The sequence below is a fragment of the Delftia sp. BGA-UO-ETr-SB1 genome (assembly GCF_059567865.1).
In genome coordinates this window covers 1,685,314-1,704,776 of sequence record NZ_JCAQOW010000006.1, presented here as the reverse complement: position 1 = coordinate 1,704,776, position 19,463 = coordinate 1,685,314, and the positions used below count along the sequence as shown (strand labels likewise).

The 19,463-nt window shown below is 67.8% G+C and carries 16 protein-coding genes; 8 read left to right on the top strand and 8 right to left on the bottom strand.

What is annotated here, in order from left to right; translation table 11 throughout:
• Positions 1-41: 41 nt before the first annotated feature.
• Both xerD and AC57B5_RS26470 read right to left on the bottom strand, forming a co-directional pair.
• Positions 42-1,025, bottom strand: coding sequence for a site-specific tyrosine recombinase XerD (xerD, locus tag AC57B5_RS26475; protein ID WP_099733030.1), 984 nt, complete (start codon positions 1,023-1,025; stop codon positions 42-44).
• Between the two features lie 76 nt (positions 1,026-1,101).
• Positions 1,102-2,064 (bottom strand): tripartite tricarboxylate transporter substrate binding protein BugE, encoded by a 963-nt coding sequence (locus tag AC57B5_RS26470; RefSeq protein ID WP_012206917.1) that lies wholly within the window; start codon positions 2,062-2,064, stop codon positions 1,102-1,104.
• Between the two features lie 327 nt (positions 2,065-2,391).
• On the opposite strand from AC57B5_RS26470, the gene AC57B5_RS26465 reads away from it, so the two are divergent.
• Complete coding sequence (locus AC57B5_RS26465) at positions 2,392-3,300, top strand: AEC family transporter (RefSeq protein WP_043782648.1); 909 nt, start codon at positions 2,392-2,394, stop codon at positions 3,298-3,300.
• Between the two features lie 21 nt (positions 3,301-3,321).
• On the opposite strand, the gene AC57B5_RS26460 is transcribed toward AC57B5_RS26465, so the two are convergent.
• Complete coding sequence (locus tag AC57B5_RS26460) at positions 3,322-4,215, bottom strand: LysR family transcriptional regulator (protein WP_012206919.1); 894 nt, start codon at positions 4,213-4,215, stop codon at positions 3,322-3,324.
• A gap of 230 nt (positions 4,216-4,445) precedes the next feature.
• Between AC57B5_RS26460 and AC57B5_RS26455 the strand changes: the two genes are divergently transcribed.
• Together AC57B5_RS26455 and speB are read left to right on the top strand one after the other, a co-directional pair.
• Positions 4,446-5,834: a sodium:solute symporter family protein gene (locus AC57B5_RS26455; protein WP_013801096.1), complete on the top strand. Its 1,389-nt coding sequence runs from the start codon at positions 4,446-4,448 to the stop codon at positions 5,832-5,834.
• 24 nt (positions 5,835-5,858) lie between these two features.
• Positions 5,859-6,929, top strand: a complete 1,071-nt coding sequence (speB, locus tag AC57B5_RS26450; protein WP_496400631.1) for an agmatinase — start codon at positions 5,859-5,861, stop codon at positions 6,927-6,929.
• Here speB and AC57B5_RS26445 read toward each other — a convergent pair.
• The 3 genes from AC57B5_RS26445 to queG all read right to left on the bottom strand — a co-directional run bounded on the left by AC57B5_RS26445 (position 6,926) and on the right by queG (position 12,444).
• A complete protein-coding gene (locus AC57B5_RS26445; protein WP_496400630.1) occupies positions 6,926-7,981 on the bottom strand; it encodes a helix-turn-helix transcriptional regulator in 1,056 nt (351 codons plus the stop codon). The two genes, speB and AC57B5_RS26445, sit on opposite strands and share 4 nt — an antisense overlap.
• 244 nt (positions 7,982-8,225) lie before the next feature.
• The gene (locus AC57B5_RS26440; RefSeq protein WP_492802015.1) at positions 8,226-11,273 is read right to left on the bottom strand and encodes a diguanylate cyclase; all 3,048 of its coding nucleotides are present in this window, start codon (positions 11,271-11,273) and stop codon (positions 8,226-8,228) included.
• A gap of 115 nt (positions 11,274-11,388) precedes the next feature.
• On the bottom strand, positions 11,389-12,444 hold the full coding sequence (gene queG / locus AC57B5_RS26435; RefSeq protein ID WP_012206924.1) for a tRNA epoxyqueuosine(34) reductase QueG: 1,056 nt from the start codon (positions 12,442-12,444) through the stop codon (positions 11,389-11,391).
• A 12-nt stretch (positions 12,445-12,456) separates the two neighbouring features.
• On the opposite strand from queG, the gene tsaE reads away from it, so the two are divergent.
• The 3 genes from tsaE to AC57B5_RS26420 all read left to right on the top strand — a co-directional run bounded on the left by tsaE (position 12,457) and on the right by AC57B5_RS26420 (position 14,928).
• Complete coding sequence (gene tsaE / locus AC57B5_RS26430) at positions 12,457-12,984, top strand: tRNA (adenosine(37)-N6)-threonylcarbamoyltransferase complex ATPase subunit type 1 TsaE (protein ID WP_034396474.1); 528 nt, start codon at positions 12,457-12,459, stop codon at positions 12,982-12,984.
• A complete protein-coding gene (locus AC57B5_RS26425) occupies positions 12,981-14,474 on the top strand; it encodes an N-acetylmuramoyl-L-alanine amidase (protein ID WP_013801091.1) in 1,494 nt (497 codons plus the stop codon). The genes tsaE and AC57B5_RS26425 overlap by 4 nt, the downstream gene beginning before the upstream one ends.
• 229 nt (positions 14,475-14,703) lie before the next feature.
• The gene (locus tag AC57B5_RS26420; protein ID WP_012206927.1) at positions 14,704-14,928 is read left to right on the top strand and encodes a YMGG-like glycine zipper-containing protein; all 225 of its coding nucleotides are present in this window, start codon (positions 14,704-14,706) and stop codon (positions 14,926-14,928) included.
• 73 nt (positions 14,929-15,001) lie between these two features.
• Here the strand turns inward: AC57B5_RS26420 and AC57B5_RS26415 are convergent, their stop codons facing one another.
• Positions 15,002-15,652, bottom strand: coding sequence for a DedA family protein (locus AC57B5_RS26415; RefSeq protein WP_071956585.1), 651 nt, complete (start codon positions 15,650-15,652; stop codon positions 15,002-15,004).
• Between the two features lie 273 nt (positions 15,653-15,925).
• Between AC57B5_RS26415 and AC57B5_RS26410 the strand changes: the two genes are divergently transcribed.
• Positions 15,926-16,216, top strand: coding sequence for a glycine zipper 2TM domain-containing protein (locus tag AC57B5_RS26410; protein WP_496400629.1), 291 nt, complete (start codon positions 15,926-15,928; stop codon positions 16,214-16,216).
• A 165-nt stretch (positions 16,217-16,381) separates the two neighbouring features.
• Positions 16,382-18,415, top strand: a complete 2,034-nt coding sequence (gene mutL, locus AC57B5_RS26405; protein ID WP_496400628.1) for a DNA mismatch repair endonuclease MutL — start codon at positions 16,382-16,384, stop codon at positions 18,413-18,415.
• 25 nt (positions 18,416-18,440) lie between these two features.
• Here mutL and AC57B5_RS26400 read toward each other — a convergent pair whose 3' ends face one another.
• Positions 18,441-19,445, bottom strand: coding sequence for a Bug family tripartite tricarboxylate transporter substrate binding protein (locus tag AC57B5_RS26400; RefSeq protein ID WP_496400627.1), 1,005 nt, complete (start codon positions 19,443-19,445; stop codon positions 18,441-18,443).
• Positions 19,446-19,463 lie beyond the last annotated feature (18 nt).

Below are 19,463 nucleotides of genomic sequence, written 5' to 3'. Positions count from 1 at the left end.
AACGGCGGAAACACCCAAACCGGCGAACCCTCCACATCCAATCAACCACGCGGATGGTGCAAAGCGTGCAATGCCTTGAGCCGCTCGCGTGCCACATGGGTGTAGATGGTGGTGGTGGAGATGTCGGCATGGCCCAGCAGCATCTGCACCACGCGCAGGTCTGCGCCATGGTTGAGCAGGTGGGTGGCGAAGGCATGGCGCAGCGTGTGCGGCGACAGCGGTGCCGTCACGCCCGCAACCTGCGCGCAGCGCTTGACGATGACCCAGAACATCACGCGGCTCATGGCCGCTCCGCGCTGGGTCACGAAGACCGCATCGCTGCGCTGCCCGCCCAGGATGGCACCGCGCGCCGTGGCCAGGTAGCGCTCCAGCCACCAGTGCGCCTCCTGGCCGAAGGGCACCAGCCTTTCCTTTTGCCCCTTGCCCGTCACGCGCAATACGCCCGAGCGCAGATCGATGCCATGCAAGGGCAGATCCACCAGCTCGCTCACGCGCAGGCCGCTGGCATACATCAGCTCCAGCATGGCGCGGTCACGCAGGCCCAGTGGCGTATCGACATCGGGCGCCCTGAGCAGTGCCTCCACCTGCGCCTGCGTCAGCGTATGCGGCACGCGCGGCGGCTGCCGGGCCGCCAGCATGCGTGCCGTGGGATCGGCGGCAATGCGCTGCTCGCGCAGCGCCCAGTGGTAGTAGCGGCGCAGCACCGTCAGCCGCCGGTTGGAAGAGCTGGCCTTGGTCTGCTCCACCCGCACCGCGAAATAGCCCTGCAGCTCCAGCTCGCCCGCCGCATCCAGCGCCAGCGGCGGCTGCTGGTGCGCCAGCCACCGCCCCCAGGCCGTCAGATCCCGGCGATAGGCCGCCAGCGTATTGCGCGACAGCCCGTCCTCCAGCAGCAGCGCATCCATGAACAGGTCCAGCGCATCCAGGCTGGCCGGCAGCGGCGCCGGCCAGGATGCCGGATCGGCAGCAGATTCGGATTCGGCAGCCGATGGGGAAGCGATGGAAGCAACAGGCACTTGGGACATCCCATCAAGCCTACAACGAAAAAACCCGAGGTCCGCAAGGAGCCTCGGGTTCCGAGCCAACCGCTCAAGGCGGTGCTTACTCCAGCGTGAGTTTCTGCTGAGCAACCACCTTCTTGTAGGTCTCGTACTCGTCCTTGATCTGCTTGGCGAACTCTTCAGGCGAGTTGCCGATGACCAGGGAGCCCGTGTCCTCGATGCGCTTGCGCACGGCCGGGTCCTGCAGCACCTTGCGCACGGCGGCATTGATCTTGTCCACCACGTCCTTGGGCATGTTCTTGGGGCCCAGGATGCCGTAGTAGGCCATACGGTTCACCGGCTCCAGGCCCACTTCCTTGAAGGTGGGCACATTGGGCAGCACGGCCAGGCGCTGGGGCGCGGCCACCACGATGGGCACCAAGCGGTTGTCCTTGATGAACGGCAGGGCCGAGGGCAGGTTGTCCAGCACCATGGGCACCTGGCCCGCCACCACGTCGTTGAGCGCAGGGCCCGCACCGCGGTAGGGGATGTGGGTGACGAAGGTGTTGGTCAGGCTCTTGTACAGCTCCATCAGCATGTGCTGGATGCCGCCCGTGCCCGAGGAGGCATAGGAGTACTTGCCCTGGGACTTCTTGAGTTCGGCCTCGAAGCTCTTGTAGTCCTTGGCGGGGAACTTGGGGTTCACCGCGATCACGTTGGGCGTGGCCGCCACGTTGATGATGGGCGTGAAGTCCGTCAGCGTGTTGTACGAGATCTTGGGATTGATCGCGGGGTTGGTCGCCGTGGTCGAAACCGTGGCGATGCCCAGGCTGTAGCCATCGGGCTGCGAGCGCGCGGTTTCCATGGCGCCGATGACGCCACCGCCACCGCCGCGATTGTCCACCACCACGGGCTGGCCCAGTTCCTTGGTCAGGGGTTCGGCGATCACGCGGGCGATGATGTCGGTCGTGCCACCGGGGGCGAAGGGCACCACCAGCTTGATCGGCTTGGTGGGATAGGCCTGGGCCAGGGCTCCGGTGCTTGCGAGGACCAGGGTCAGGCCCATCCAGCTGCGACGATTCATACAAGATCTCCTTTTGGGGGTCGTGTTGACGAAGAAGGTTTCATGGACATCCGCAAGGCCGTGCCTGCGGATGGATGGTCTGCGAAACGAAGGCTCGCAAACGCTGCCACGGAACAGCCATGGTGGGGCCTGGAGCCCGCTGCGCGCTTGACGGTCGTCAGGACCTGCGCTTTCGGATCGGCTGTGTGGACCCCAGCGATGCTAAGGCCCGGGGCCCGGTTGTCACAGTTTGTCGCAGCACTGATTTCCCGGTGTTTACCCCTAGCCTCGCGCCATGGTTTCTCGGGAGACGCGGCGACTGCGGGGTTGCGCTTATGCTCTGCCCCCGTGAACTACGCCGTGCTGCTCTTCCCCGATTTTTCGCTCATCGTGCTTGGCTACGTGCTGTGCCGCTTCACACAGCTCAACCGCACGGTCTGGCAGGCAGTGGAGGCGCTGGTGTACTACCTGCTGTTCCCGGTGCTGCTGTTCCACTCCATCGTCAAGAGCCCGGTGGACTGGGGTGCCACCTCCCACTTGCTGGCCGCTGGCGTGTGCGCGGCCCTGGTCGGCATCGGCCTAGCCTACAGCCTGCCCTGGTGGCCGGGCCTGCGCGGCCGGATCGACACACGCGAGCATGCCGGCGCCGTGCAGGTGGCGTTTCGCTTCAACTCCTTCATCGGCCTGGCGCTGGCCAGCCGGCTGGCGGGGCCTGAGGGCCTGCTGTTCATCTCGGTGCTGATCGGCGTGAGCGTGCCGCTGTGCAATATCGCGGCCGTCTGGCCCATGGCGCGCGGCAGCAACCAGCATTTCCTGGGGCAGCTGGTGCGCAATCCGCTGATCGTGGGCACGCTGTCGGGCCTGGTGTTCAGCGCGCTGGGGCTGAAGCTGCCCGCGCTGATCGAGCCGTCGATCTCCCGCATAGGCGCAGCCTCCATCGCGCTGGGCCTGATGTCGGCCGGCGCAGGCATGCAGTTCGGCGCGCTGGCCGCCGGCAAGCTGCTGGCCGTGTGCCTGCTGGCCGTGCGGCATCTGGTGCAGCCGCTGATCGCCTATGCCATGGTGCGGGCGTTTGGCCTGAGCGGTGCGCAGGCGCTGATCCTCATGGCCTTCTCGGCCCTGCCCACCGCATCGTCGTGCTATGTGCTGGCCGCGCGCATGGGCTACAACGGCTCATATGTGGCGGGGCTGGTCACGCTGTCCACGCTGCTGGGCGTGCTCAGCCTGCCGTTTGCGCTGAGCCTGCTGCAGTACTGATGCCGCGGTGCCGCGGCGCCCCTACAGCACGGCACGCATGTCGTCCGTGAAGGCGGCCGTGATGTCATCCTGGCGTGCGCGCTTCTTGGCCACCATGGTGATGTCCACGTCATAGCTGAAGAGGGATTCGTCCAGCGCATGCAGCAGGCCGGCAGCCACATAGGGCGCCGCGTAGTGCTCTGGCAGGTAGCCCAGGTGGGCGCCTGACAGGATGAGGATGGCGGCCGCCTCCATGTTGTCCGCCTCTGAGGTGACATGGCGCGGGCGCCCCGTCAGCGGTGCCTGCGGCAGCGGATAGGTGCGCCAGGTCCAGTCGGCCTCGCCCGCCTCCTGCGCGCCGATGCGGCCCGCGCGTGCGGCAAAGGGATGGCTGGCACTGCAATAGGCCACCTGCCTTTCGCTGAACAGCAGCGTGTATTCCAGCGCTGGCGCGCGGTGCAGGAAATAGCCCACCGCGACCTGGAGTTCGTCGCGCAGCAGCATCTCTTCCAGCTCGCGCGGCCCGCGCACCAGCACAGACAGGCGCACGGCCTCGTCGCGCTGGCGAAAGCGCTGTATGGCCCGCCCCATCAACGCGTTGTATTCCATGGGTGCATTGCCGATCAGGCCGATGGCCAGGCTGCCGACCAGCTGCCGGTGCATGTTGCGCGCCTGCGCACTGAAGCCTTCCAGTCCCTGCAGGGCCGTGCGAGCCATATCGACGAAGCGCCGGCCCTTGGCCGTCAGGCGAAAGCCGCCGCGCCCGCGTTCGCACAAACTGAAACCCAGCCGCGTCTCCAGTGTGGACAGCTGACTGCTGAGCGTGGACTGCCCTACGCCGAGGCTGGCCTGCGCCGCCGACACGCCGCCCGCGTCAACGATGGCCAGAAACACGCGCAGCAGCCGCAGGTCCAGATCTGAAACGGTATGGAGCATGGGGTTTTCACTCGGAAAAGATCGATTCTTGTCGATGTTTGTAAATGGAACTTGAAATGGATGCAATCCGGGCTGCTGTCTAGCATCCACGGCTGTTGCAGCACATCTGGATTGAACAAAGAGGGACTGCAATACAGAACAAGAGGGGCGGGCCAGGGAATTCACTTCCATGGATACCGCTGTTCCAAGAGGCTCCTGCCAACAGGGCCGCAACAAAAGGGAGACAAACCATGTTGCTCGATATCTCGGTCGTGGTGATCTACGCGGCAGCCATGCTGCTGCTGGGCTGGTACGGCATGCGCCGCGCGAAGACGCAGGAGGACTTTCTCGTGGCCGGCCGCAACCTTGGGCCAGGCCTGTACATGGGCACCATGGCCGCCACGGTGATAGGCGGCGCCAGCACCGTGGGCACGGTGCGCCTGGGCTATGTGTACGGCATCTCCGGATTCTGGCTTTGCGCGGCGCTGGGCGCGGGCCTGCTGGTGCTCAACCTGTTCCTGGCCAAGCCCCTGCTCAGGCTGCGCATCTGCACCGTGACCCAGGTGCTGGAGCGGCGCTACAGCGCCCGCACCAAGCAGGCCAGTGCCCTGGTGATGCTGGCCTACTCGCTGATGCTGGCGGCCACGTCGGTGATCGCCATCGGCACCGTGATGCAGGTGCTGTTCGACCTGCCGCTGTGGATCTCCATCCTGGTGGGCGGGGGCGTCGTGGTCATCTACTCGGCCGTGGGCGGCATGTGGTCGCTGACGCTGACGGACATCGTGCAGTTCGTGATCAAGACCGCGGGCCTGATGCTGATCCTGCTGCCCATCTGCCTGTACCGCGTGGGTGGCTGGGACCAGCTGGTTGCACGGCTGCCTGCGTCCAGCTTCGATGTCACCCACATCGGCTGGGACACCATTGCCACCTACTTCGTCATCTATTTCTTCGGAATCATGATCGGCCAGGACGTGTGGCAGCGCGTGTTCACGGCCCGCAGCGAACGGGTGGCCGCCGTGGCGGGCAGCCTCGCCGGCGTGTACTGCGTGGTCTACGGACTGGTCGGCGCCCTGGTGGGCATGACAGCGCGCGTGCTGCTGCCGGACCTGGACAACGCCAACAATGCCTTTGCCGCCATCGTGCAGGCCAGCCTGCCGGACGGCATCCGCGGCCTGGTGATCGCTGCCGCACTGGCGGCCATGATGTCCACCGCCAGCGCCGCCATGCTGGCCGGCTCCACCGTGCTGGCCGAGGACCTCGTGCCCCTGCTGCGGGGCGGCCGGCCGCTGGTCGATGTGCGCTGGCACCGGCTGCTGACGCTGCTGGTGGGGCTGGCCGTGCTCGGCATCGCCCTGGTGGTGGACGATGTGCTCAATGCCCTGACCACCGCCTACAACCTGCTGGTGGGCGGCATGCTGGTGCCGCTGATCGGCGCCATCTACTGGCGCCGGGCCACCACGGCGGGCGCCATCGCCAGCATGCTGCTGGGCTGCACCACGGCCGTCGCCTTCATGGTCAGGGACGGCCTGGCCGCCAACACGCCCATCTATGCCAGCCTGGCCGTGAGCACGGCCAGCTTCATCCTCATCAGCCTGGCGCAGCGCACGCAGCAGCGTTCGCTGTCGGGCATTCAATCCTGATCACGGCACTGAATCGGAGACGACATGACGCTTTTCACACCAGACAGGCTGCAGGCGCTGCGCGCACGCTTCGGCGGCGCCAACGAGTCCGTGATCCACGACCCGCATTTCCGCGCCGTGGCCGCCCACATCATCGACGCCAGCGGCACGCGCAACGCGCCCTACGCAGGCATGCCCACGCTGCTGGACGCGCCCATGCGTCCCATGGACTGGAGCCGCCCGGATTTTGGCGACCTCCAGGCCGCGCTGATCGGCGTGCCCATGGACCTGGGCATCAGCAACCGCAGCGGCTGCCGCTTCGGCCCCCGGGCCCTGCGTTCCATCGAACGCGTGGGCCCCTACAACCATGTGCTTCGATCCGCTCCCACACGCGAGCTGCGCGTGGCGGACATCGGCGACGTGCCGCTGTCCAGCCGCTACAGCCTAGAGCAGTCGCACCGCGACATAGAGTCGACCTTCGCGAAGATCCATGCGGCCGGCGTGATTCCGCTGTCTGCGGGCGGAGACCACTCCATCACCCTGCCCATACTGCGGGCGCTGGGCCGCGACCGGCCACTGGCCCTGGTCCACTTCGATGCCCACTGCGATACCGGCGGCCCCTTCGACGGCAGCCGCTTCCACCACGGCGGCCCGTTTCGTCAGGCCGTGCTGGACGGCGTGCTCGACCCCACGCGGACCATTCAGATCGGCATACGCGGCGCGGCCGAATATCTCTGGGAGTTTTCCTATGAGTCGGGCATGACCGTGATCCATGCCGAAGACATTCCCGCGCTGGGCGTGGACGGCGTCATTGCCCGCGCACGCGAGGTGGTGGGCGATGCGCCCGTCTACGTCTCCTTCGACATCGACTGCCTGGACCCGGCCTTTGCGCCCGGCACGGGCACGCCCGAGGTCGGTGGTCTCACCGTGCGTGAGGCACAGGCCATGGTGCGCGGCCTGGCCGGCATCCACATCGTGGGCGGCGATGTGGTCGAGGTGTCTCCAGCCTACGACGCCACCACCAACACCGCCCATGCGGGCGCGCAGATGATGTTCGAAATCCTCGGCCTGATCTGCGCACGCCACGCCGGGAGTGGCGCCACCCAGCCTGCCTAGGCCCCCTGCCCGCCCTCCGCATCCCGCAGCAGCCCCAGCGGCGTGCTGCCGTAGCGTGCCCTGAACCGCCGGGAAAAATGCGCGGGTGAGCTGAAACCGCAGTGCTGCGAGATCTCCGCAATGCCCAGCGTTCCCGGCTCCGTGCCACGCAGCAGCGCATGGGCGCGCTCCAGGCGATAGGCCATGAGTTCGGCGCTGAGGCTGGTGCCTTCGCGCGACAGCTGGGATTGCAGCGAGCGCACGGACAGCCCCAGCCTGGACGCCACGCGCTCGGGCCCCAGCGCCGGGTCCGGGTACTGGCGGGCAATGAGCTGGCGCACCCTGCGCAACAGCACGTGCATGGGCGCGCCGGGTCGGGCCGTCGCCATGTCGGCGCTGGCCTGCAGCACGGTCTTCACGGTGTTGATGACCAAGTCGGACAGCCTGGCGGATTCGGCCTCGGGCAAGGGGTCCTGCCACGCGGCCAGCAATTGCATCTGCTGAACCAGCAGTTGAAGCGATGCACAGTCGGGCAGGCTGCGTGCCAGCAGTTGCGAAGCCAGGCCGCCACGCGGATCGATCAGTGCCAGCGGCACTGCCAGCACCACCAGGTCCACGGCCTCTTTCTGCCAGATGCGGTAGCCGCGCCGCTCGTCCAGCAGGAACAGCTGGCCGGGTTGCGCCTGCAGCCTCCTGCCCGCAACCGCCATGCCCGGTTCCCCGGATGACGCCGAGGCATCCGGTACGTCCAGCACGTCCGACAGGTCAGGTACGTCAGGTGCATCCGGTGCGAATACCTGGGCTCCACCTTTGGCATAGAGCACGCACAGCAGGCAGGGCGGGCCTGCGCGCTGGCCATCGTCATGCAGGCGCTCCATGCCATGTTCGGCCGCCATCTGGATGCGGTTGAGCACCACCGCGCCCACGCCGCGCGATGTCAGCACGGCCTCGAAGCGCTCGGGCTGCGCGACCAAGGGCGTGTGCGGCATCTGCGCCTCGCGGCTGGCATCGCTCCAGAACTGCGCTCGCGAAAGCGGCGCGATATGCACCGTGGACCAGCGGTTGTACGTCATACATTCCTCGCCCTGCGCTCGGCGCGCAGCCTCTTTTTGTGATGGGTTGCACGGAGAGTCGGCCGCACCCGAGTGTTGGGGCCAGGCAAGAGGCGGCAGGTCCACGCGACAGCATGAACCCAGGATTTTCGGGATTGCGGCCCGATCAGGCCATTGGATGATTCTGAAAATTCACCGGGGTGAATTCCTAGGCCTGTGCGCCGCACCAGCCCGCACCAGCCCGCACCAGCCGGATCAGCGCGTATCAGCGCGCGATGGCAGGCAGCCGCTCGCTCCACAGCGTGGACTGGTTGCGGCCGTTGCGCTTGGAGTAGTACAGCGCTGCGTCGGCACGCTCCAGGCAGCCCTGGGCCGAGGCATCGCTGCGCTGCAGCTCGTACACGCCCAGGCTGATGGTGATGCGCAGGTCGCCGGCCAGGCCCGCATCGATGGCGCGCGCGGCAACGGTTTCGCGCAGGCTTTCGGCGCGGCGCAGGCCCACCTCGGCATCGGTGTCGGACAGCAGCACGGCAAACTCCTCGCCGCCCAGCCGGCCCACCATGTCTTCCTTGCGCATTTCCTGCGCCACCGAGGCCAGCAGCTCCTTGAGCACGATATCGCCCACCGCATGGCCGTAGCCGTCGTTCACCTGCTTGAAGTGGTCTATGTCCAGCATGATCAGCGTGGAGTGCGCCACCAGTCCGCTGCGCAGATGGTCCAGCTCCATCGCCAGCCGCTCCATGAAGGCGCGGCGGTTGGGAATGCCGGTCAGCGCGTCGGTCAGCGCCAGGGTCTCCAGCTGGGATTCGCGCTGCTGCCGCTCCGTCGCGTCGTGGAAGACCCAGCAGTGGCCGATGGAGCGGTCACCGTCGCGCAGCTGCATGCCCTCGATCTCCACATAGTGGTCGTCGGGCAGCGCATGCAGGGACCGGCCAGCCACGGGCCCGGCACTGAGCACGCCAGCCACCGAAGGCGGCAGCAGCTGGATCAGCGCCGGCATGCCCAGCCCCACCAGGGCGGCAGGCGCCATGTCCAGCCGCAGCGCGGCCGCCAGCATGCGGTTGGCGGCCAGCACCTGGCGGCCCTGGGCGTCGGTGACCAGAATGCCTGCGGGAAAGCGGTCGATGATGGCTTCCAGCCGGTGCTGGGTCTCGGCCAACGCGGTCTCGGCGCGCCGGCGCGCGTCGGTATCGATCATGGTCCAGATGACGCGGCCGTCGTCCTCGTCGGGGTCCAGCAGCGAGCCCTGCATGTCGAACCAGTGGCCCGAGCCCGAAGGCATGCGCAAAATCCATTCCGTGCGCACCGTGCCGCGTGCGTTCAGCTGTGCGTAGAGCTGGCCGAAGCGCTCGAAGCTCTCGTCGCTGACATGCAGGGCGCGAAAGTTCACGCCGCCGGGCAGCCGGTCTGTCTCGATCTCGAAGGTCTGCACCGCGCGCTCGTTGGCATAGAGGATTTCGCGCTGGGGACCGGCCATGACGATCAGGGCGCTTCCCCGGTCCAGCAAGGCCTTGATGAGCCGGGACTGCTCCACGCGCTGCTGTATGTCGGTGTGCGTCCCCAGCATGCGCACGGGCTTGCCGTCGGCATCACGCTGGGTGATTTCGCCACGCGACTCCACCCACAGCCAGCTGTCGGCCGAGCTGCGCAGCCGCATCTCCACGCGGAAGTCGGCACCGGCCTCGGCATGGCGCTGCAGCCGCGCCAGCATCCGCGCCCTGTCCGAGGGATGGACCATGGCGCAGAAGGCGTCATAGGTCATGGGGAACTGCGCGGCCTCGAAGCCCAGCATCTGGTAGCAGCGGGCATCCCATTCCACATGGCCGCTGCGGCAGTCCCACTGCCACAGGCCGTCGCGCACGGCGCCCACGGTCAGACGCAGGCGTTCCTCGCTGTGGCGTATGGATTCCTGCATGGCCTGGTCCTGCGTCACATCGTGCACATAGCCATGCCACAGCAGGGAGCCGTCTTCCTCCTGCTGCGGCCGGGCGTGACCATGCAGCCAGCGCAGCTCGCCTGCAGGGCCGTAGACGCGATACTTGTGCTCCCAGACACCCTTGCTGCCCACGCTGGCCTGCACCGAGGCCGCCAGGGCCGGCAAATCCTCGGGGTGGACCCGCTTGAGCAGTTCATGGTCGGCAAACCTGGCGGCATCGGCCTTGGCGCCATGCAGTTCGAAGAATCCGGGGCTGGTGAAAGGGAACCGGAACTGTCCATCCGCGCCTATGCGGAACTGGAACAGCCCGCCCGGCACCTCCTGCGCCAGCCGCGCGAAGCGCCGCTCACCCTGCAGCCGCATGCGCTCGCTGAGCTGGCGCTGGCGCGCCAGCCACAGCGTCAGCAGCATGCCCAGCAGCAGCACGGCCGTGCCTATGCCGTTGCGCAGCAGGCCGCGCTCCAGCGATGCCTCCAGCGACTCGAAGATGGCTTTCTTGTCCAGCCCTGCACTGACGATCAGCGGATAGCCCTCCACCCGGCTCCAGGCATACATGCGCTGCACGCCATCGACGGACGATTCGGCCTCGTAGGTGCCGCGCTCCAGGGCCGGTGCAAACAGCGCCACGCGCACATCGGAGACCGAGCGGCCCATCACCTGCTCCTGCCCCTGCGAGCGCGCCAGGTAGGCGCCATCGGAGCGCAGCAGCAGGATGACGTCGTTGGCGCCATCGAAGATGGACTGGAAATAGCGCGAGATGTATTCGGGCGACAGCGACAGCACCAGCACGCCCGAGAACTGCCCCTGGCGGTACAGCGCGCGGCTCAGCTGTATGGTCCATTTGTGCGAGACACGCCCCTGCACGGGGCGGCCGATGAACATGCCCATGTTCTCGCGGTTGGCATGCACCTGGAAATGCTCGCGGTCCCGGATGGAGACCTTGGCAGCCCGCGTCTCCGCTTCCTGCTGGAGGTTGGAGTACACGATGTCCCCTTTCTCGTCGGCCACGGCGATCTGCAGGAAGGTGCCGGCCGGGTAGGCGTCGAACGTGGTCTGCACGGCACGCCGGAACCCGTCGACATCGCCATCGGCAAAGTCGGACTCCAGCCCGCGCATGGTGTAGTCCAGGCCGGACAGCAGGGTCTGCACCTGCACCGACACCGCATGCGACATTTGCCCCACCCGCAGCCAGGACTGGGACTCGGTAAAGCTGCGCTGCGTGCGGTGGCTGTCCACCAGCACCGTCCAGTACGCCACCGTGGCCAGCAGCACGCAGCACAGGCCCACCCAGACGGCCACCGTGGTCTGGGTCAGCGGTTCTGCGTTCAGCAGGCGGGACAGGCTGCGGGGAGGCTTTGCGCGCATATCAAACATCATGTTGAGTCACACAGGCCCCGCGCCTTCAAGGGCAGTGGCCCGCAACAGGCCGCCGGGGGGCACTCCGACAGAGCGCAACAATTGTTTCACACACAAGCGCCCTGGTCTTATCAGCTCAATCCGATCTTTGCGACAGCGCCCAGGCCACGTGCTCGCGCACCAGAGCGTCCGGATGTTCGGCGCGGCTGGCCAGCGCCTGCTGCAACGCCGCGTTGCCGGTTTCACGCCAGGCATTGCCCAGCGCCACGGCCACATTGCGCAGCCAGCGCGCATGGCCTATGCGCCGGATGGGGCTGCCTTCGGTCAGGCGCAGAAAGGTCGGCTCGTCCCAGGCAAAGAAGTGCACCAGCTGCCCGCCGGACAGGGCCTCGCGCGCATCGAAGTCGGGCAGGCGGCTGGGCTGGGCGAACTTGTTCCAGGGGCAGGCCAGCTGGCAGTCGTCGCAGCCATAGATGCGATTGGCCATCAGCGGCCGCAGCTCCTCGGGAATGGCGCCCGCATGCTCGATGGTCAGATAGGAGATGCAGCGCCGCGCGTCCACCCGGTGCGGCGCCACGATGGCGCCCGTGGGGCAGGCCGTGATGCAGGCCGCGCAGCTGCCGCAGTGCGCGGTCACCGGCGCCGTGGGCTCCAGCGCAAGGTCCACATAGATCTCGCCCAGGAAGAACATGGAGCCCGCTTCGCGATTGAGCACCAGCGTGTGCTTGCCGCGCCAGCCCTGGCCGCTGCGCCGGGCCAGCTCGGCCTCCAGCACGGGCGCGGAATCGGTGAAGGCGCGGTGCCCGAAGGGGCCGACTTCCTGTGCAATGCGCTCGGCCAGCTTCTGCAGCCGGTTACGCAGCACCTTGTGATAGTCGCGCCCCCGGGCATAGACGGAGACAATGCCCTCGTCGGGCCGCTGCAGCCGCGCCCACTCCACCGCTTGCCAGGCGCCCGGCGCATCGGCAGGCGTGTCGCGCGGCAGATAGTCCATGCGCGCCGTGATCACGCTGACCGTGCCCGGCACCAGCTCGGCAGGCCGGGCGCGGCGCAGGCCGTGGGCCTGCATATAGTCCATCTCGCCATGGAACCCTTGGGCCAGCCACTGCATCAAACCCGGCTCCGCAGAAGACAAATCCACGCCGGCCACGCCAATTTGGGAAAATCCCAGTTCGCGGGCCCAGCCTTGCATCAAAGGAACCAATTGACTGCTGCACAACATACTCCCTCGATTGTAGAAAGCGCCCAGCCGCAGGATGCGGAAACTGCGGGCCGTCGCTGGATATGGGGCAGCGAGGAAGACACGCAGCGGTTTGCGCAGCAGCTTGCAGACCATCCCGCGCTGCGCAACGCCTACGTCACGCTGCACGGCGACCTGGGCGCAGGCAAGACCACGCTGGTGCGGCACTGGCTGCGCGCACTGGGTGTGCAGGGCCGCATCAAAAGCCCCACCTATGCCGTGGTGGAGCCGCATGAGGCGCCGGACCTGGCCATCTGGCACTTCGACTTCTACCGCTTCGATGATCCGCGCGAGTGGGAGGATGCAGGATTTCGCGATATTTTCGCCAGCCCCGGTCTCAAGCTGGCAGAATGGCCCGAAAAGGCCGCAGCGCTTACGCCTGCGGCAGATATAGCTATTCATATCGAAGCAATCGACGAGACGCAGCGCCAGGTGACCTTGCTCGCCGGCACGCCCGTCGGACGCGCCGTGATCCAAGCACTCAAGGCATGAGCGACGCCAACTCCTCCTCCTATCCGTCCGGCCTGTCGCGCCGCAATCTTTTGCAGGCGGGCTCCATCGTGCTGCTGCTGGGCCGCCAGCACATCGCGCACGGCGCCACCATCGTGGCCGTGCGCGTCTGGCCCGCGCCCGAATACACGCGAGTGACCATTGAGTCCGACCGGCCGCTGGCTGCCAAGCAGTTCTTCGTGGACCAGCCCCCGCGGCTGGCCGTGGACATCGAGGGCATCGACCTCAATCCCGCGCTGCGTGAACTGGTGGCCAAGGTCCGCTCCGACGATCCCAACATCGCCTCCATACGCGTGGGCCAGAACTCGCCCAGCGTGGTGCGCCTGGTGATCGATCTCAAGCAGCCCGCCAAGCCCCAGGTCTTCACGCTGCAGCCCGTGGCGGCCTACAAGCACAGGCTGGTGTTCGACCTGTACCCCGCCAAGGCCGTGGACCCGCTGGAGGCGCTGATCAGCGAGCGCCTGCGCGATGCCTCCGGCGACGATACCGCTGTCGCATCGGCACCGCCGCCGCCTCCACCACCGCTGCCCCGGCCCTCAGGCCCCACGGCGCCAGCCCCCGACCCGTTGGGCGACCTGATCGCCCAGCACAGCAGCGGCTCCGGCGGCAAGACGCCTGCACCGCCCGCCGTGGTGGCACAGGCACCTTCCCCAGCCGCTCCGGCCCCGGCGCCCCGCCCTCCCGCGCCTGCGCCCGTTCCGGCCCCTGCCCCGATCGCCGCGCCCAACATCGCCACCTCGCGCCAGACCGACCGCATCATCATCGTGGCGCTGGACCCCGGCCACGGCGGCGAGGACCCCGGCGCCACCGGCCCCAGCGGCACGCGCGAAAAGGACGTGGTGCTCAAGATCGCCCACCTGCTGCGCGACCGCATCAACGACACCCGCATCGGCGGCAGCCCCATGCGCGCCTTCATGACGCGCGACGCCGACTTCTTCGTGCCCCTGGCCACGCGCGTGGAAAAGGCCCGGCGCGTGCAGGCCGACCTGTTCATCAGCATCCACGCCGACGCCTTCACCACGCCGGCCGCGCGTGGTGCCAGCGTCTTTGCGCTCAGCGACAAGGGCGCCTCCAGCACGGCCGCGCGCTGGCTGGCCAACAAGGAAAACCAGTCCGACATCGTCGGTGGCCTGAACATGGGCTCGCAGGACCAGCATGTGCAGCGCATGCTGCTGGACATGAGCACCACGGCCCAGATCAAGGACAGCCTCAAGCTCGGCGGCGCCCTGCTGGGCGAGATCGGCAACATGGCCAAGCTGCACAAGCCGCGCGTGGAGCAGGCCGGATTTGCCGTGCTCAAGGCGCCCGACATTCCCAGCGTGCTGGTGGAAACCGCCTTCATCAGCAACCCCGAGGAAGAGGCCCGGCTGCGCAGCAGCGCCTACCAGGTGCAACTGGCCGACGCGCTGATGCGCGGCATCCGCAACTACTTCGCGCACAACCCGCCGCTGGCACGCAGCCGCTCCGTCTGACAGAGCCAAAAGGCACGAGCGTAGAGCACGGGCGAAGGCCGCGGGCGATGCCGCCCGCAGCCGCTGTCGGACGGCAAAGACGCGACACTTCCGAGCCGCCCGGCGGCAGCTCGGGCAGATCTCCTACCGCTGCCGCAAGCCCTGAATGAGAGCATGCAAACATGTTCCACACAGTGCTTGCGCCACACGCCACTCACGGCGACAAGGCAGGCCATCACAGGAGATGAACATGAAGACACGCCTTTATTCCATTGCCGCCGCAGCAGCCATTGCCCTGTTCTCTGCCGGCTGTTCCACCAATCCCAGCAGTGCACAGATCGGTACCGGCGTAGGCGCCGTGGCCGGTGGTGTCGTGGGGGATGCCCTGTTCGGCAGCACGCTGGGCACCGTGGGCGGTGCAGCCGCCGGTGCACTGATCGGTAACGAGGTGGGCAAGCGCAACGACCGCCGCTGATCCCCACTCCCGCTCCATGAAAAAACCCCTTGCGCCATGAAGGTGCAAGGGGTTTTTTCTATGCGCTGAAAGCTCAGGCAGCCGTCTTGGGCGCGCGCCCCGCGCGCCAGGCGCCAAAGATGGCGATCAGGCCCGGCACCAGGATCAGGCCCCAGATGATCTTCTCCAGGTTCTCGCGCACCCAGGGCAGGTTGCCGAAGAAATAGCCGGCTGCGCTGATGCCGAACACCCAGACAATCGCCCCGCCCACATTGAAGGCAGTGAACTTGCCCCGGTTCATCGCGGCCACCCCGGCCACGAAGGGCGCAAAGGTGCGGATGAACGGCATGAAGCGGGCCAGCACGATGGTGATGCCGCCATAGCGCTCGTAGAACGCGTGGGCCTGGTCGAAGGCGCGGCGGTTGAACCAGCGCGAGTCCTCCCACTGGAACACCTTGGGCCCTATGTAGCGGCCGATGGTGTAGTTGCACTGGTCGCCCAGCACGGCCGCCACCAGCAGCACGGTGCAGGCGATCGAATAGTCCATGAGGCCCGCGCCGCACAGCGCGCCGACGATGAACAGCAGCGAGTCGCCGGGCAGAAAGGGCATGACCACCACGCCCGTCTCCACGAAGACGATGAGAAACAGCAGCGCATACACCCAGGGTCCATAGGCCACGACAAAGGCCTCCAGATGCTTGTCGATGTGCAGGATGAAGTCGATCAGGAACTGAATGATTTCCAAAAGAGAGTCCTCCGCGGCGGGCGCCGCACCGGCCCGTACTGTACTTCGCCGGCATGCCCCCACGGCCGAGCCGGAGCCGGTCACGCTATCGCACACACCGGCGCTTGCAGGAATCTACAAATGCTTGAAATCAAGCTTGTTTTGTTACACAACTTGATAAAACTCTACGAAAAACTCATGAGTGCGTCAGCTTTTTGCAGGCAAAGTGCTTCCATGCCGTCGGCAATGCCGGCCCGGCCTCACCACCATCGCCAAGACACAAGGAAGCAAGCCATGAACAAGACCCTTCGCACTTTCGCGCACAAGTCCGAACGCCAGTCCGGCTCCACGATAGGCCGCACCCTGGCCATCGCCGCCCTGCTGACCGGCGCGCTCGCGATGGGCGGCTGCGCCCACCGTCCCAACAACGCGCAACTGGGCACGGGCGTGGGCGCCGTGGCTGGTGGTGTGCTGGGCAGCGCGCTGTTCGGCACCACGCTGGGCACCGTGGGCGGCGCCGCGGCCGGTGCGCTGGTCGGCAACCAGATGGGCAGCAACAGCGACCGCGCAGGCCGCCGCCGCTGACCCTGCAGCCCCCCTCATTCAAAGAGTGCCCCCGGCTCCGGCCTTTGTTGCCGGGGACGCCTCTTGGAGCCGCTTTCGCGGCTCCTTTTTTTTTCGGGCGCAGGCGACACACACTCCCATTCCCACAGCCCGCAAGCGGTGGATGCGAGCCCCTAGAATTGCCGCGTGAACGCATCCATCCCATCCTCCGACACCCTCCCCCGCCGCCCCATCCGCGACCTGCCCGACGAGCTGATCAGCCAGATCGCGGCCGGCGAAGTCGTCGAGCGCCCTGCCTCGGTGGTGCGCGAACTCGTGGACAACGCACTGGATGCGGGCGCCCGCCAGATCAACGTGCGGCTGCTGGCCGGCGGCGTGCGGCTGATCTCGGTGGAGGACGACGGCGGCGGCATCCCGCGCGACGAGCTGCCCGTGGCATTGCGCCGCCATGCCACCAGCAAGATCACCGATCTGCACGACCTGGAGACCGTGGCCACCATGGGCTTTCGCGGCGAGGCGCTGGCGGCCATCTGCTCGGTGTCCGAGGCATCCATCCTCTCGCGCCCTGCGGGCCAGGACTCTGCCTATCTGCTCGATGCGCGCAGCGGCGAGCTGCGCCCCGCCGCCCGCAACCAGGGCACGACGGTCGAGGTCAAGGAGCTGTTCTTCTCCACCCCGGCCCGCCGCAAATTCCTCAAGAGCGACGCCACGGAGCTGGCCCACTGCATCGAGTCCGTGCGCCGCCATGCGCTGGCCCGGCCCGACGTGGGCTTTGCCATCTGGCACGAAGGCAAGCTGGTCGAGCAGTGGCGTGCCGCCGGCAGCATGTCGGATGAAGCCCTTGCGCGCCGCCTGGGCGATGTGCTGGGCGACGCCTTCGTGCAGAACTCCGTGACGGTGGAGCATTGGTCGGGCGCCGTCCACGTCACGGGCCGCGCGGGCATTCCCGATGCGGCGCGCTCCCGGCCCGACCACCAGTTCTGCTACGTCAATGGCCGCTTCGTGCGCGACAAGGTGCTGACCCACGCCTCGCGCAGCGCCTACGAGGATGTGTTGCACGGCCACAAGCAGCCCGTCTATGCGCTGTATGTGGAGATCGACCCTGCGCGCGTGGACGTGAACGTGCACCCCACCAAGATCGAGGTGCGCTTTCGCGACAGCCGCGAGGTGCACCAGGCCGTGCGCCACGCCATAGAGAACGCGCTGGCCGCCCCGCGCGCGGCCGCCGCCGCCGCTGCCGCCGAGGAAGCCGCCCGCACCCCGGAGCTGGCCCCTGCCGCACCGGCCACCGCGCCCAAGGTGGCGGCTCCCGCCTGGCCCCAGGCGCGCATGAGCTTTGGCGATGAACAGGGCGGCCACAAGGTCAGCAACATGGCGGGCCTGTGGGCACCCATGCGCGAAGCCGCGCCGGACTCCGTGGCGCTTCCTGCCCAGACGGCCATGCAGGCTGCCGGTGCCGCCGAAGTCGCGGTGGACACGCCCGGCGTGCAATGGCCTGCCGGCGATGTGCCCGCCAGCTATGCACCCGCTGCACAGCCCCAGCCAGTCACCGTCACCGTCACCGTCTCCGAGCCTTCACCTGCGAACTTCACGCCCCCGGCAGCGGACACCCCTGCCGCTGCCGAGGAAACCATCTGGCCCCTGGGCCGCGCCGTCGCCCAGATCCACGGCGTGTACATCCTGGCCGAGAACGCCCAGGGCATGGTCGTGGTGGACATGCATGCGGCGCACGAGCGCATCGTCTATGAGCAGCTCAAGAATGCCGTCAACGCGGCAGAGCAGATCCCCAGCCAGCCGCTGCTGATTCCCGCCACCTTCGCCGCCACGCCCGAGGAGGTGGCCACGGCCGAGGCCCATGGCGACACGCTGCAGGCCCTGGGCATGGAGGTTTCCCCCTTCTCGCCCAAGACGCTGGCCGTGCGTGCCGTGCCCGCCACCCTGGCCCAGGGCGATGCCGTGGAGCTGGCGCGCAGCGTGCTGGCCGAGTTGGCCCAGCACGACGCCAGCACCGTGGTTCAGCGCGCGCGCAATGAGATCCTGGCCACCATGGCCTGCCACGGCGCCGTGCGCGCCAACCGCCGCCTGACGCTGGACGAGATGAACGCCCTGCTGCGCCAGATGGAAGTCACCGAGCGCTCCGACCAATGCAACCACGGCCGCCCCACCTGGCGGCAGATGAGCATGAAGGAGCTGGACGCACTGTTCCTGCGCGGTCGCTGAACCTGCGCGGCTGCCGTCAACGCCGTCAGTCGCGCATGTTCGCGAAGGCCGCGAGCTGCTCGTACTTGCGGTCTTCCTCGGCGATCAGGCGCGCCAGGTCCTCGCGGCCGGAGGCGGGCACCATGCCTGCATCTTCCAGGCGCTTGCGCACGGCGGGCTCGGCCAGCGCCTCCTGAAGGGCCGCCGTGATGTGCTGCGCGGTGGCGGCGGGCAGCCCGCGCGGCGCCATCAGCGCAAACCAGCCCACCAATTCATAACCGCGCAGCGGCGCCAGCTCGGCCATGGCCGGAACCTGGGGCAAGGCGGACAGGCGCTGCGCGCTGGTGACCGCCAGGGGCACGATGCGCCCGCTCTGCAGAAACGGTTGCGCCGCCGTGGGCGAGAGCATGGCCAGGTCCAGGCTGCCGCCCGCCAGGTCGCTGGTCAACGGCGCCACGCCGCGGTAGGGCACATGGGTGATGGAAACACCGGCGCGCTGCTTGAACAGCTCTCCCGCGAAATGCAGGGTCGACCCCACGCCCGAGCTGCCGTAGCTGAGCTTGCCGGGCTGGCGGCGCGCCAGCTCCAGCAAGTCGGCCATGCTCTTCACGCCCAGGCCCGGGCGTGCGGCCAGGATCAGCGGGCCGGTGGCCACCAGGCCCAGCGGCGTGAAATCGCGGCGGCCGTCGTAGCGCTGCGCGGGGTTGACGATGCGCGTGGCCACCAGCTCGTTGCTGGCCCCCACCAGCAGCGTGTAGCCATCGGCCGGTGCCGAGGCCACGCGCTGGGCCGCAATGGCGCCGGCCGCCCCACCCACGTTGTCCACCACCACCGTGCCGCGCAGCCGCGCGGCCAGCGCATCGCCCACCACGCGGGCGACCAGGTCCACCGAACCACCGGCCGGGTATCCGACGACCAGCTTCAAGGGCTTGGCAGGAAAGCCGACCTGTGCAGCAGCCGGCAGGGCCAGCCCCAGCGCAGCGGCGCCCAGAAGGCTGCGGCGGCTCAGGACCTGGCGGGCCTCGGAGGAGAGAGGAAATGCAGTGCGCATGGTGGCAATCGCAGGTGA

What these genes read in the sequence shown, in the direction of transcription:
- AC57B5_RS26420 (WP_012206927.1), top strand. Translation starts at nt 14,704, where the DNA reads ATGAAGACACGCCTTTATTCCATTGCCGCCGCAGCAGCCATTGCCCTG.
- AC57B5_RS26470 (WP_012206917.1), bottom strand. Translation starts at nt 2,064, where the DNA reads ATGAATCGTCGCAGCTGGATGGGCCTGACCCTGGTCCTCGCAAGCACC.
- AC57B5_RS26445 (WP_496400630.1), bottom strand. Translation starts at nt 7,981, where the DNA reads ATGACGTACAACCGCTGGTCCACGGTGCATATCGCGCCGCTTTCGCGA.
- xerD (WP_099733030.1), bottom strand. Translation starts at nt 1,025, where the DNA reads ATGTCCCAAGTGCCTGTTGCTTCCATCGCTTCCCCATCGGCTGCCGAA.
- AC57B5_RS26460 (WP_012206919.1), bottom strand. Translation starts at nt 4,215, where the DNA reads ATGCTCCATACCGTTTCAGATCTGGACCTGCGGCTGCTGCGCGTGTTT.
- AC57B5_RS26400 (WP_496400627.1), bottom strand. Translation starts at nt 19,445, where the DNA reads ATGCGCACTGCATTTCCTCTCTCCTCCGAGGCCCGCCAGGTCCTGAGC.
- AC57B5_RS26425 (WP_013801091.1), top strand. Translation starts at nt 12,981, where the DNA reads ATGAGCGACGCCAACTCCTCCTCCTATCCGTCCGGCCTGTCGCGCCGC.
- AC57B5_RS26440 (WP_492802015.1), bottom strand. Translation starts at nt 11,273, where the DNA reads ATGATGTTTGATATGCGCGCAAAGCCTCCCCGCAGCCTGTCCCGCCTG.
- speB (WP_496400631.1), top strand. Translation starts at nt 5,859, where the DNA reads ATGACGCTTTTCACACCAGACAGGCTGCAGGCGCTGCGCGCACGCTTC.
- queG (WP_012206924.1), bottom strand. Translation starts at nt 12,444, where the DNA reads ATGCAAGGCTGGGCCCGCGAACTGGGATTTTCCCAAATTGGCGTGGCC.
- AC57B5_RS26410 (WP_496400629.1), top strand. Translation starts at nt 15,926, where the DNA reads ATGAACAAGACCCTTCGCACTTTCGCGCACAAGTCCGAACGCCAGTCC.
- AC57B5_RS26455 (WP_013801096.1), top strand. Translation starts at nt 4,446, where the DNA reads ATGTTGCTCGATATCTCGGTCGTGGTGATCTACGCGGCAGCCATGCTG.